The following is a 12,886-nucleotide window of genomic DNA, read 5'->3' on the forward strand; positions in this document are numbered from 1 at the left end:
TTGAGCCCCCCGGCGGCGCGTTGCTCCCCCTTCCCCGGGGGCGCGGGGGGGCCTCCCCGGGTGGCCCCCGGGCGGGGGTACGGCCCGGTACGGGTCACATCTCGCCGAGCGTGACCTCCGCCGTCCTCGTCGCGCCGCCCCGGGTGTAGGTCACCTTCACCCGCTGCCCCGGCCTGTCCGCCGCGAGGACCTCGGAGAGCGAGGCGATCGTCGTCACGCGCACCCCGCCGACCTGGGTGATGATGTCGCCCGCCGCGATCCCCGCGGCCGCCGCCGCGCCGCCCTTGCGCGCGGTGACGACCGCGACGCCCGCCGGCTGGAAGTCGGGGCCGACGACCGTACGCCCGGTGATCCCGAGCGCGGCGCGGCCCGAGTCGACCACCCGGCCGTGCTCGATGATCTGGTCGGCCACCGTCCTGACCATCGACACGGGGATCGCGAAGCCGATGCCCGGCGCGGTGCCGTTGCCCAGCTCCGGATCGGTCGCGGCCAGGGTGGGGATGCCGATCACCTGGCTGTCCAGATTGACCAGCGCGCCCCCGCTGTTGCCCGGGTTGATCGCCGCCGACGTCTGCACCATGTTGGCGATGGTGGCCCCCGTACCGCCGCCCGCCCCGCCCTCGCTGACGGTCCTGCCGACCGCCGAGACGATGCCCTGCGTGACGCTGCTCGACAGCCCCAGCGGGGAGCCCATCGCGAGGACGATCTGACCGACCGCCACCTTCGAGGTGTCGCCGAACGTCGCGGCCCGCAGCCCGCGCGGGACGGAGTCCAGCTTGATGACGGCGAGATCCTGCTCGGGGAAGCTGGAGACCAGCTCCGCGCGGAGCGGCTGCTCGCTGTTGGCGACGGTCACCGTGAAGCTGCGGCGGTCGCCGATCACATGGGCGTTGGTGACGATATGGCCCTTCCCGTCGTAGACGACGCCCGAGCCCAGGCTGTTCCCCGACTCGATCTGGACCACCGACGGCAGCACGTTCCTGATGACGGTCTCGTAGTCGCTCTGGAGGTCGTTCCCGGAGCGCTGGGTGAGCGGTGCGGGCTGGGCGGAGTGCGCGCCCCGCGCCGGCTGCCGGTCGACGGCCTGCGCCCCGGCGCCGGCCGGGGAGCAGCCGGCGGCCAGCGCGACCGCGCAGAGCGCGGCGGTCAGGGACAGCGGCACCCGGTACGCGGGGCGGCGGGAGGGGAGGGAAGCATCCATGCCGGGATTATCCCGTTTGTCCGCCTGTCCGGCTCGCGCTGCGGCGACGGCCAGCGCGTCGCCGGCCCGCCGCTCCCCGTATCCGCGCCCGCGCCCGTGTATCCGCGCCCCCGCGTCCGTGCCCCCGTATCCGTGCCCCCGTGTCCACGCGCCCCGTGTCCCCGCTCGCCGGGCCGTCGCTCGCGGTGCGTCTCCGCTCAGCGGGCCGCCGCCAGGAACTGCGTCGCCGCCAGCTCCCCGTACAGCGGATCGTTCGCCACCAGCTCCTCGTGCGTGCCCACCGCCCGCACCCGGCCCGCGTCCATCACCACGATCCGGTCCGCCAGCGTCACCGTCGACAGCCGGTGCGCCACCACCAGCACCGTCACCTCCCGCGCCGCCTCCGCCACCACATCGCGCAGCGCCAGCTCGTTGACCGCGTCGAGCTGCGACGTCGCCTCGTCCAGGAGCAGCAGCCGCGGCCGGCGCAGCAGCGCCCGCGCGATCGCCACCCGCTGGCGCTCACCGCCCGACAGCTTCGAACCCCGGTGCCCCACCAGCGTCTCCAGACCCTCCGGCAGCCGGTCGACCAGTTGGTCCAGCCTCGCCCGTACGAGCACCTCCCGGATGCTCTCCTCGGAGGCGTCCGGCGCCGCGAAGACCAGGTTCTCGCGGAGCGTCCCGGCCAGCACGGGCGCGTCCTGCTCGACGTAGCCGATCGCCGCCCGCAGCTCCGTCAGCGGCCACTCCCGCACGTCCCGGCCGTCCACCAGCACCCGGCCGCCGGTCGCCTCGTAGAACCGCTCGATCATCCCGAAGACAGTGGTCTTGCCCGCGCCGGACGGACCGACGAACGCGGTCATCCCCGGGCCCGGCACCTCGAAGGAGACACCGTGATGGACGTACGGCAGGTCCTCGCGGTACCGGAAGGTGACGTCCTCGAAGACCACCGACGCGGGCCCGGCGGCCCTCACGGGGCCCGCCGCCGCGGTGGGCTCCAGCGTCTCCGTGCCCAGCCGCTCCGCCTCCACGATCCGCGCCACCGCCGCCGACCCCACCTGGTACTGCGTCACCGCCCCCACCAGCTTCGACACCGGGTCGATCAGATAGAAGAGGAAGAGCAGGAACGCCACCAGCGTCGATACGGAGATGGCCCCCGACGCCACCCGCGCCCCGCCGATCCCCAGCACCGCGAGGAACGACACCTGCACGGCGAGACCGACCGAGGACCCGGCCACCGACTGCCACTTCGCCGCCTTGACCCCGTGGCGCCACGCCTCCTGGGCCGCCGCCCCCACCACGGCGGTCTCCCGCTCCTCGGCGCCCGACGCCTTGACCGTGCGGAACGCCCCGAAGGCCCGCTCCAGCACCGTCGAGATATGGCCCACGGCCTCCTGCGAGCGCTTCGTCGCCCGGGAGATCCGCGGCATCACCAGCGCGACCGCGCCGCCGATCACCACGATGACCCCCAGCGTGACCCCCAGCAGCACCGGGTCCAGCCACCCCATCAGAGCGATCGTCGCCACGAACGCCAGCCCGCCGGTGGCCGCCGAGACGATCGACTGGGTCGTCACCGCGCGCAGCAGCGTGGTGTCCGAGGTGATCCGCGACATCAGATCGCCCGGCTGGGTCCGCTCCACCTCGGGGAGCCGCAGCCGCAGCAGCCGGCCTATCAGGGAGCGGCGCGCGGCCAGCACGACGGACTCGGCGGTCCGCTCCAGCAGATACGAGCCGACCGCCTCGATCGCCGTACCGAACACCACCAGCGCCGTCAGCACCAGCAGGATGCCGGTGATCGACCCCTCACCGCCGAGCCGGTCCACCAGCTCCCGCGCCGCGAGCGGCTGCGCCAGCCCGCTGGCCGCGCCCAGCAGCGCCAGGAACGCGCCGAGGGCGACGGTCCCGCGGTGCGGCCGGAAGTGCCGGTAGAGCGCCTGCCAGGTCTCCCGGGCGGGCAGCGGGGGCGTCACGGGCCCCTCGTCCTTGATCTTCTTGTCCTTCTCGGCGCCGCTCGCGGGGCTCACTGTCGTCACTCCGGTGAGGACGCGATGACGGTCCGATCACCTGAGCGGGCCGCGCCCCCACCCGCTCACCCGGCGGACATGCTCAGCCGCGCACACCGCACAGATGCAGCAGCGCGGCGACCCCTCGGTACGGATCCGAACGCCCCGCCCGGTCCTCCGCCGCCAGCAGCCGCTCCAGCGCGTCACCGGTGGGCGGCAGCGCGTCGTCGGCCGCCCCGTCCGTGAAGACCCGGACGCCGTACCAGGCGTGCAGCGGCGCGGCGATCCCCGCCAGCGTCGCCGTCAGCGACTCCAGCCGGTCCGCCCGTACCCGCAGGCCCAGCCGGTTCGTGTACGTGTCCGCGTCGAAGGCGTCCAGCGCCCCCGCCCAGTCGCCCGCGACCCCGGGCCGCATGGCCAGGCTGTTCCCGTTCCGCACCAGCAGTGACAGCAGCCCGCCCGGGGCCAGCATCCTGGCCAGCCCGGCGAGCAGCGCGTCCGGCTCGTTCACGTACATCAGCACGCCGTGGCACAGGACGACGTCGAAGCTGCCGGGCAGGAAGTGCACCCCGGTCTCCAGGCCGTCGCCCTCGATCAGCCTGACCCGCTCACGTATCCCCGCCGGCTCGGTGGCCAGCGCCTCACGCGCCGTCGCCAGCATCCCGGCGTCCGACTCCAGCCCCGTCACGGTGTGTCCGCCGCGCGCCAGCCGCAGGGCCTGTGTGCCCTGGCCCATGCCCACGTCGAGCACCCGCAGCCGCTGACCGACCGGGAAACGCCCGGCTATCTGCTCGTCGATCTGGCGTGCCACCAGCTCCTGGCGGACCACGTTCCGCAGCCCCCCGAGCCCGGCGAGCCAGCTCGCCGAACCGCCGGCGAAGCCGGAGACCTCAGTGCTCAGGGCCGCTCTCCACGCTTGACCTGCGGCTTGGGCAGCCGCAGTCGGCGCATCTGGAGCGTACGCATCAGGCCGTAGGCCACGGCGCCGCGCTTGGGGGTGTCGGGGAAGCGCTCGGCGAGCTGCTTCTTCAGCCGCAGCCAGATCCCGATCGAGTCGACGACGATCATCACGATCACACCGAGCCACAGCAGCAGCGCGATGTTCTGGAGCGAGCCGACCCGGACCATGCTCAGCACGAGGATCACCACCGCGAGCGGCAGGAAGAACTCGGCGACGCAGAAGCGCGAGTCGACGTAGTCACGGACGAAGCGGCGCACGGGCCCCTTGTCGCGGACCGGGAGGTAGCGCTCGTCACCGTTGGCCAGCGCCTCGCGCTGCCGGGCCAGATCCACGCGGCGCGCCTCGCGCTGCTGCTTCATGGCCGACTTGCGGTCGGTGGGCGTGGTGGCGGCACGCCGGCGCTGCGACTGTGCCTCACTGCGCTTGGGGGTCGGGCGGCCCTTCGGGGCCTGCGGGTCGCGGGGCGTGGAGAGGTCCGCCGTCACCTTGGTGGCGGTGGCCTTCTCTTCCTTCGAGCGGCTTCGGAACACAAAGCCCAAGGGTACGGGGTGTCGCGGTTCGACCCCACCCCGGTGGGGAACGATCCCGCAACGGCGTACGTCTGTACTGGGACAGACCCGACTTTGTGCCCCTTTCCCTGATGGTCATCTACTCCTTGCGCCTGAGAGCGGGGCGGAGCAGTCGTCCTTGGGGAGGAGCGCATCCGAGCTGGAACAGTGCGGTAATAGAGGCAGGGCCCGTACTGTGGGTTCTGTTGGAGTGCTGGAGCTGTAGTCCGTCAGAAGGGGGCGCGCGAAGCCCATGAGCGGTGTCATGAAGCGTATGGGGATGATCTTCCGCGCGAAAGCCAACAAGGCCCTTGACCGGGCCGAGGATCCGCGCGAGACCCTCGACTACTCGTATCAGAAGCAGCTCGAACTGCTGCAGAAGGTACGCCGCGGCGTCGCCGACGTCGCGACGTCCCGCAAGCGCCTGGAGTTGCAGCTCAACCAGTTGCAGGGCCAGTCGAGCAAGCTGGAGGACCAGGGCCGCAAGGCGCTGGCGCTCGGCCGGGAGGACCTGGCCCGCGAAGCCCTGTCCCGCCGCGCCTCGCTCCAGCAGCAGGTCACCGACCTGGAGACGCAGCACCAGACCCTCCAGGGCGAGGAGGAGAAGCTGACGCTCGCCGCGCAGCGCCTCCAGGCCAAGGTCGACGCCTTCCGTACGAAGAAGGAGACGATCAAGGCCACGTACACCGCCGCCCAGGCGCAGACCCGGATCGGCGAGGCGTTCTCCGGCATCTCCGAGGAGATGGGCGACGTCGGCATGGCGATCCAGCGCGCCGAGGACAAGACCGCCCAGCTCCAGGCGCGCGCGGGCGCCATCGACGAGCTGCTGGCCTCCGGCGCCCTGGACGACCACTCCGGGCTCGCCAAGGACGACATCGCGACGGAACTGGACCGCATCTCCGGCGGCTCCGACGTCGAGCTGGAGCTCCAGCGGATGAAGGCCGAACTGGCCGGCGGCTCCACCCAGAAGCAGGCGATCGAGGGCGGCACGGCCGACCCCCAGGACGCGCCTCCCAGCCAGCACAAATTCGACAAGCAGTAGGGATTCGTCATGATCGTACGGATCATGGGGGAGGGCCAGGTGAAGCTGGCGGACAGCCACTTCACCGAGCTCGACAAGCTGGACGACGAACTGCTGGCCGAGGTCAGGAGCAGCGACGAGGACGGCTTCCGCCGCACCTTCCACGCGCTCCTGGCCAAGGTGCGCGAACTCGGCGAACCGCTCCCCGCCGACGCGCTCGAACCGTCGGAACTGATCCTGCCGTCACCGGACGCCACCCTGGAGGAGGTCAGGGCGCTCCTCAACGACGACGGCCTGATTCCCGCTTCTTTCTGAGGGCTCGGTTCGCCTCCGGGGCGCTGCAAGTCGGCGCCGACGGTCGACCGTGCTCGGTCCGCTCGTTCCTCGCGAACCTGCGCGCGCTCTCCCTCACGGCGCCGACGCGCCCCTTCGGCTCACTCGCCGGCCGAGCGAGGCGACGCCGCGGAGGCGGGGAGACCCCCGGCCCCGTGCCGCTGTGCGCCATGGGGCCGCCCGGCGCACCATGGAAGGCGGGGGCAGGGTCCCGGGGAGAAGGGGCCCGGTCCGAAGCGGGGGCCAGTCAGTGGGAGGTACGAGTCCGATGGCCACGTTCATGGACATCCACCACGGCATGCGCGGCATCACCGATGACCAGCTCCGGGAGGCCCACAACGCCGACCTCGCCGTCGAGAGCCAGGAGAACGTCCACTTCCAGCACGCCTGGGCCGACCCGGACTCCGGCGATGTCTTCTGCCTCTCCGAGGCACCCTCGGCCGACGCCGTGCAGCGCGTCCACGACCGCGCCGGCCACCGGGCGGACGAGGTCCATCACATTCCGTTCGCCGTGTGAGACCGCTCGCCCCCGGCGGGCACCGGGCCCCCGGCGGGCACCGTACCGTTGGGTGACGTGACCCCTCTCGGCAGCAGCGCCTTCGCGCGTACACGCGGCTGGGCCCGTACGCACCCGCTCGCCGCCGACGGTGTGCTCGCCGCGGGCGCCCTGGTCTGCATGGTCATCGGCTCGTTCGCCGAGCCGCACCGCGGGGACGGCGTGCCCTCCTTCGACGCGCGCACCCCGTCCACCCTCAGCCTGCTGCTCGTGGTGCTCGGGGCGGCCACGCTGGTCTTCCGGCGCCGTGCGCCCATGCTCGTCCTGCTCGGCGCCGGGGTGCTGACCATGATCGAGCTGATCACGACACGGCCGCCCGCCCCGGTCTTCATGTGCGCCGTGCTGGCGCTCTACACCGTCGCCGCCCGCACCGACCGGCCCACCACCTGGCGGGCCGGGTTCGCCACCATGAGCGTGCTCACCGCGGTGGCGATGGGGCTCGGCCCCGGCCCCTGGTACTCGCAGGAGAACCTGGGGATCCTCGCCTGGACGGGCATGGCGGGCGCCGCCGGTGACGCCGTGCGCAGCCGCCGCGCCTTCGTCGACGCCATCAGGGAGCGCGCCGAGCGCGCCGAGCGCACCCGGGAGGAGGAGGCCCGGCGCCGGGTCGCCGAGGAGCGGCTGCGGATCGCCCGGGACCTCCACGATGTCGTCGCCCACCACATCGCGCTGGTCAATGTGCAGGCGGGCGTCGCCTCCCATGTCATGGACCGGCGGCCCGACCAGGCCAAGGAAGCCCTCGGCCACGTACGGGAGGCCAGCCGCTCCGCCCTGAACGAGCTGCGCGCCACCGTCGGCCTGCTCCGGCAGTCCGGCGATCCGGCCGCCCCCACGGAGCCCGCCCCGGGGCTCGCCCAGATCGACCGGCTGCTCGACACGTTCCGCCACGCGGGCCTGCCCGTGGAGTTCGCGGCGAACGGCGCGGTGGCCCCCGGGCGCGAGCTGCCCGCCGCCGTCGACCTCGCCGCGTACCGGATCATCCAGGAAGCCCTGACCAATGTGCGCAAGCACGCGGGCGGGGGAGCGAAGGCCGAGGTCAGCGTCGTACGGGTGGGGCCCACCGTGGAGATCACCGTCCTGGACAACGGTACGGGCGCCGACGGCGGCCCTCCCGCCCCGGACCCCCACAGCGGCGGCCACGGCCTCGTCGGGATGCGCGAGCGCGTCACCGCCCTCGGCGGCACCCTCACCGCGGGACCCCGCTACGGAGGCGGCTTCCGGGTCCAGGCGATACTGCCGGTCATGAACCGTACGGGAGAGAACGCGTGACGATCCGGGTGCTGCTCGCCGACGACCAGGCCCTGCTGCGCAGCGCGTTCCGTGTCCTGGTCGACTCCGAGCCCGACATGGAGGTCGTCGGTGAGGCCGCCGACGGCGGGCAGGCCGTCGCCCTCACCCGCGGCCTGCGCCCCGACGTCGTCCTCATGGACATCCGGATGCCCGGTACGGACGGCCTCGCCGCCACCCGTACGATCAGCGCCGACCCGGAGCTGGCCGGGGTGCACGTCGTCATGCTGACCACCTTCGAGGTCGACGAGTACGTGGTGCAGTCGCTGCGCGCCGGTGCCTCCGGCTTCCTCGGCAAGGGCGCCGAGCCCGACGAACTGCTCAACGCCATCCGGATCGCCGCCGCGGGCGACGCCCTGCTGTCGCCCGCCGCGACCAAGGGGCTGATCGCCACCTTCCTCGCGCAGAGCGCGGGACGGCCGGAGAGCCAGGAGACCGCGGCGCGCCACGGCGAGCGGCTGGCGGCGCTCACGGTGCGCGAGCGCGAGGTGCTGGTCCTGGTCGCGGGCGGCCACTCCAACGACGAGATCGGGGAGCTGCTGGAGGTCAGTCCGCTGACTGTCAAGACCCATGTGAACCGTGCGATGGCAAAACTCGGCGCCCGGGACCGTGCCCAACTCGTCGTCATTGCCTACGAATCGGGCCTTGTACGTCCGAGGGTGGAGTAGGACACCGGGTCCGACTACTCCAAGCGCGGTATGCGGGGCATAAGGAAAGGCACCTTGGGGCGACGGATCCGGCTCTCGAATGGTTGATCGTATGAAGAGGGCCGTCGCCGTCCTCGCCGGAGCGCGGGCCGTGCCTTCAGGGCCGGACCGCACCGCCCGCCTGCCGCGTACACCACAGAAGAGAGACCCTCCATGTCCTGGCTGGCAAAATTCAGCCTCGCGCAAAGGGCCCTGATAGGGCTGATGTCCATCATCGCGCTGCTCTTCGGAGCGATCGCGATACCGCAGCTCAAGCAGCAACTGCTGCCCTCCATCGAACTCCCGATGGTGTCGGTGCTCGCTCCCTACCAGGGCGCCTCCCCCGATGTGGTCGAGAAGCAGGTCGTCGAACCGCTCGAAAACTCGATCAAGACCGTCGACGGGATCAAGACCGTCACCTCCACCGCCAGTGAGGGCAACGCCCTCGTCATGGCCAGCTTCGACTTCGGCGACAGCGGTACGAAGCAGCTCGTCGCCGATGTCCAGCAGGCCGTGAACCGCGCCAGGGCGCAGCTCCCGGCCACCGTCGACCCGCAGGTCATCGCCGGCTCGACGGACGACATCCCGACCGTCGTCCTCGCCGTCACCTCCGACAAGGACCAGCAGGCGCTCGCCGACCAGCTCGACCGCTCCGTCGTCCCGGCCCTCCAGGACATCGACGGCACCGGACAGGTCACCGTCGACGGCGTCAGGGACCTCCAGGTCTCCGTCACGCCCGACGACCGGAAGCTCGCCGCGGCGGGTCTCAACGCCATGTCGCTCTCCGAGGCCCTCAAGGCCGGCGGCGCGACGATGCCCGCGGGCTCCTTCACCGAGGACGGCAAGAGCCGTACGGTGCAGGTCGGCGGCGGCTACACCTCCCTCAAGCAGATCGAGGACCTGCGGATCGCGCCCTCGGCGGGCGGGGCCGCCGGCCCCGGCGCGGGTTCGGCGCCGTCCCCGGTACGCCTCGGTGACATCGCGAAGGTCGAGCAGACCCAGGCCGCCGCGACCGCGCTGACCCGTACGAACGGCAAGCCCAGCCTCGCGGTCAACGTCACGATGGACAAGGACGGCAGCGCCGTCGCCATCTCGGACGCCGTCGAGGAGAAGCTGCCCGAGCTGCGCAAGGACCTCGGCTCCGGCGCCACCCTCACCGTCGTCAGTGACCAGGGACCCGAGGTCTCCAAGTCCATCTCGGGCCTGACCACCGAGGGCGCGCTCGGCCTGCTCTTCGCGGTCCTGGTGATCCTGGTCTTCCTCGCCTCGCTGCGCTCCACCATCGTCACCGCGGTCTCCATCCCGCTCTCGATCGTGCTCGCGCTGATCGTGCTGTGGACCCGTGACCTGTCGCTCAACATGCTCACCCTCGGCGCGCTGACCATCGCGATCGGCCGGGTCGTCGACGACTCGATCGTCGTGCTGGAGAACATCAAGCGCCACCTCGGCTACGGCGAGGAGCGCGAGAAGGCGATCCTCTCCGCGGTCCGTGAGGTCGCGGGCGCGGTCACCGCCTCCACGCTCACCACCGTCGCGGTGTTCCTCCCGATCGGTCTCGTGGGCGGCATGGTCGGCGAGCTGTTCAGCTCGTTCTCGCTCACCGTGTCGGCGGCCCTGATCGCCTCGCTGATCGTCTCGCTCACCGTGGTCCCGGTGCTCTCGTACTGGTTCCTCAAGCCGCCGAAGGACATCGTCGGGGTCGACCCCGAGGAGGCGCGCCGTCTGGCGGAGGAGAAGGAGGCCGGCAGCAGGCTCCAGCGGCTGTACGTCCCGGTCCTCCGGTTCGCGACGCGGCGCCGGATCGCCAGCCTGGGCATCGCGGTCGTCGTCCTGCTCGCCACCTTCGGCATGGCGCCGCTGCTCAAGACCAACTTCTTCGACCAGGGAGAGCAGGAAGTCCTCTCCATCAAGCAGGAGCTGGCGGCGGGCACGAGCCTGGAGTCGGCCGACGCGGCGGCGAAGAAGGTCGAGAAGGTCCTCGCCGACACGGACGAGGTCAGGGACTACCAGGTCACCGTCGGCTCGTCCGGCTTCATGGCGGCCTTCGGCGGCGGTACGGGCTCCAACCAGGCGTCGTACCAGGTGACTCTGAAGGACGCGGCGACGTCCGAGAGCACCACGAAGCACCTGGAGAAGGAGCTGGCCGCGCTCGACGGCATCGGCACCACCACGATCGGCGCGGGCGGTGGCTTCGGCGACCAGAACCTGAGCGTCGTCGTCAAGGCGTCCGAGGCGGACACGCTCGACAAGGCGGCGGAGCAGGTACGGGACGCGGTCGCCGGTCTCGACAACGTCACCGACGTCGAGAGCGACCTGGCGCAGAGCATCCCCCGTATCTCGGTCAAGGCCAACTCCAAGGCCGCGGACGCCGGTTTCAGCGACACCACGCTCGGTGCGGCCGTCGGCCAGGCGGTACGCGGCACCCCGGCCGGCACGGCGATGCTGGACGACAGCGAGCGTGACGTCGTCGTCACCTCCGACAAGCCCGCCACGACGATCGCCGAGCTGAAGAACCTGCCCCTCGGCCCGGTGAAGCTCGGTCAGATCGCCGATGTCGCGCTGGTGCCCGGCCCGGTCTCGATGACCCGGATCGACGGCGCGCGCGCCGCGACGATCACCGCGAGGCCGCTCGGTGACAACACCGGCGCGGTCGGCACCGAACTCCAGACGAAGATCGACGCCCTGAAGCTGCCCGAGGGCGCCACCGCCACCATCGGCGGCGTCTCGGCGGACCAGGACGACGCGTTCGTCCAGCTCGGCCTGGCCATGCTCGCGGCCATCGCGATCGTGTTCATGCTCCTGGTGGCGACGTTCCGGTCGCTGGTCCAGCCGCTGATCCTGCTGGTCTCCGTGCCGTTCGCGGCGACGGGCGCGATCGGTCTGCTGCTCGTGACGGGTACGCCGCTGGGCATCCCGGCGATGATCGGCATGCTGATGCTGATCGGCATCGTGGTGACCAACGCGATCGTCCTGATCGACCTGATCAACCAGTACCGGGCCCAGGGGCTGGGCGTCGTGGAGGCGGTCGTCGAGGGCGGTCGCCACCGGCTCCGCCCGATCCTGATGACGGCGCTGGCCACGATCTTCGCGCTGGTCCCGATGGCCCTCGGGGTCACGGGCGAGGGCGGCTTCATCGGCCAGCCGCTCGCGGTGGTCGTGATCGGCGGTCTGCTGTCGTCGACGCTGCTGACGCTGCTGCTGGTGCCGACGCTGTACGCGATGGTCGAACTCCGCAAGGAGCGCCGCGCGAAGAAGAAGGCCGCGAAGAGGTCCACGCCCGGGAACCCGCCCGCCGCGCGGGACACGGAGCAGACCCCGGAGCCGGCGAACGCCTGACCCGGTCCTGAGTACCGTGCCCCGGAACGACCGCGTCCAGCGGCCCGTTCCGGGGCACAGTGCCGAGCCCGCCGGGAGCCGGCTGATCTAGAATCCGACCCTGTTGTCCTGCTGATCTCCTGTCCCGCTGATCCTCCTGGGGGCCTGTCGTGGGTGAGCCACGGTATGCGGTCATCGCGAGCGACCTCATGTCCCGGCTCGCGGGCGGGCAGTGGGCCGTCGGCTCCCTGCTCCCGACCGAACCCGAGCTGGCCTCCTCGTACAAGGTGTCGCGGGAGACCCTGCGCCGGGCCCTGCGGCAACTGGAGGCGGGCGGTCTCATCTCGCGCCACCCGGGGACGGGCACCCGGGTGGAACGGACCCGGCCGGTGGCGGCGTTCACCACCCATCTCGGCAGCCTCCAGGAACTCACCCAGTACGGCACCTCGGCGGTCAGGAGCATCCTCTCCGTCGACCACGTGGTCGTGGACGAGGCGCTGGCCACGGTGACCGGACTGCCGCCGGAGGCCCGCAGCGTCCGCATCACCTCCGTACGCCGCGACCCGGACCACGCCGACCAGGTCGTCTCCTGGGCCAGGGTCTATCTGGAGCCCTCCGACGCGCACGCCATCGCCGGCCCCCTCGGGGACAGCCCGCGGCTCATCTCGGACCTGGTCGAGACACACGCGGGGCGGTCGGTGGACCGCGTGGTGCAGCGGGTGCGGGCGGTCGGCGTCCCGGCGGAGGCGGCCGGCCATCTCGGCGTCGCGACGGGCAGCCCGGGGCTGGAGTTCGTACGCCGCTACTACGACGCCCGGGGCCGCCTCTTCGAGGTCAGCGTCAGCATCCACGCCCAGGGCACCTTCGTCTACGAGACGACGCTTCAGCGCAGTTGAGACGGGGTGCCGGGCCCGGCGGGCCCCGCCCCCCCCCCCCCGGGCCCCGGGGACCCGAAGTACCCCGCCCCGGCCCGTTTAGGTCGCACCCCCTGACAAG

At 72.1% G+C, this 12,886-nt stretch carries 11 protein-coding genes; 7 read left to right on the forward strand and 4 right to left on the reverse strand.

Annotated features, from left to right (window positions below; all coding sequences use genetic code 11):
- Positions 1-94: 94 nt before the first annotated feature.
- From ACFXPK_RS25585 to ACFXPK_RS25600, 4 genes are all read right to left on the reverse strand, one after another.
- Positions 95-1,201: a S1C family serine protease gene (locus ACFXPK_RS25585; protein ID WP_385003819.1), complete on the reverse strand. Its 1,107-nt coding sequence runs from the start codon at positions 1,199-1,201 to the stop codon at positions 95-97.
- Between the two features lie 197 nt (positions 1,202-1,398).
- Entirely contained in the window at positions 1,399-3,168 is a 1,770-nt protein-coding gene (locus ACFXPK_RS25590; RefSeq protein ID WP_385079002.1) for an ABC transporter ATP-binding protein, read from the reverse strand.
- Between the two features lie 118 nt (positions 3,169-3,286).
- Positions 3,287-3,994 carry a class I SAM-dependent methyltransferase gene (locus tag ACFXPK_RS25595; protein WP_385003817.1) on the reverse strand — a complete coding sequence of 236 codons (708 nt, stop codon included), beginning with the start codon at positions 3,992-3,994 and terminating at the stop codon, positions 3,287-3,289.
- 86 nt (positions 3,995-4,080) lie between these two features.
- Positions 4,081-4,674 carry a DUF3043 domain-containing protein gene (locus tag ACFXPK_RS25600; RefSeq protein WP_385003815.1) on the reverse strand — a complete coding sequence of 198 codons (594 nt, stop codon included), beginning with the start codon at positions 4,672-4,674 and terminating at the stop codon, positions 4,081-4,083.
- A gap of 271 nt (positions 4,675-4,945) precedes the next feature.
- Here ACFXPK_RS25600 and ACFXPK_RS25605 point away from each other — a divergent pair, with 271 nt between their 5' ends.
- The 7 genes from ACFXPK_RS25605 (at position 4,946) to ACFXPK_RS25635 (ending at position 12,786) form a co-directional block, all read left to right on the forward strand.
- Complete coding sequence (locus ACFXPK_RS25605) at positions 4,946-5,734, forward strand: PspA/IM30 family protein (RefSeq protein WP_385003813.1); 789 nt, start codon at positions 4,946-4,948, stop codon at positions 5,732-5,734.
- Between the two features lie 9 nt (positions 5,735-5,743).
- Positions 5,744-6,028: a hypothetical protein gene (locus tag ACFXPK_RS25610; RefSeq protein WP_385003811.1), complete on the forward strand. Its 285-nt coding sequence runs from the start codon at positions 5,744-5,746 to the stop codon at positions 6,026-6,028.
- 286 nt (positions 6,029-6,314) lie between these two features.
- On the forward strand, positions 6,315-6,563 hold the full coding sequence (locus tag ACFXPK_RS25615) for an SCO4226 family nickel-binding protein (RefSeq protein ID WP_385003809.1): 249 nt from the start codon (positions 6,315-6,317) through the stop codon (positions 6,561-6,563).
- Positions 6,564-6,620: 57 nt separating this feature from the next.
- Positions 6,621-7,871 carry a sensor histidine kinase gene (locus ACFXPK_RS25620; protein ID WP_385003807.1) on the forward strand — a complete coding sequence of 417 codons (1,251 nt, stop codon included), beginning with the start codon at positions 6,621-6,623 and terminating at the stop codon, positions 7,869-7,871.
- Positions 7,868-8,557 (forward strand): response regulator, encoded by a 690-nt coding sequence (locus ACFXPK_RS25625; RefSeq protein ID WP_385078986.1) that lies wholly within the window; start codon positions 7,868-7,870, stop codon positions 8,555-8,557. The genes ACFXPK_RS25620 and ACFXPK_RS25625 overlap by 4 nt, the downstream gene beginning before the upstream one ends.
- 192 nt (positions 8,558-8,749) lie before the next feature.
- A complete protein-coding gene (locus tag ACFXPK_RS25630; protein WP_385078989.1) occupies positions 8,750-11,911 on the forward strand; it encodes an efflux RND transporter permease subunit in 3,162 nt (1,053 codons plus the stop codon).
- A 149-nt stretch (positions 11,912-12,060) separates the two neighbouring features.
- Positions 12,061-12,786: a GntR family transcriptional regulator gene (locus ACFXPK_RS25635; RefSeq protein WP_385006203.1), complete on the forward strand. Its 726-nt coding sequence runs from the start codon at positions 12,061-12,063 to the stop codon at positions 12,784-12,786.
- Positions 12,787-12,886: the final 100 nt, after the last annotated feature.

The organism is Streptomyces sp. NPDC059142, from assembly GCF_042755665.1.
Classification (GTDB): domain Bacteria; phylum Actinomycetota; class Actinomycetes; order Streptomycetales; family Streptomycetaceae; genus Streptomyces.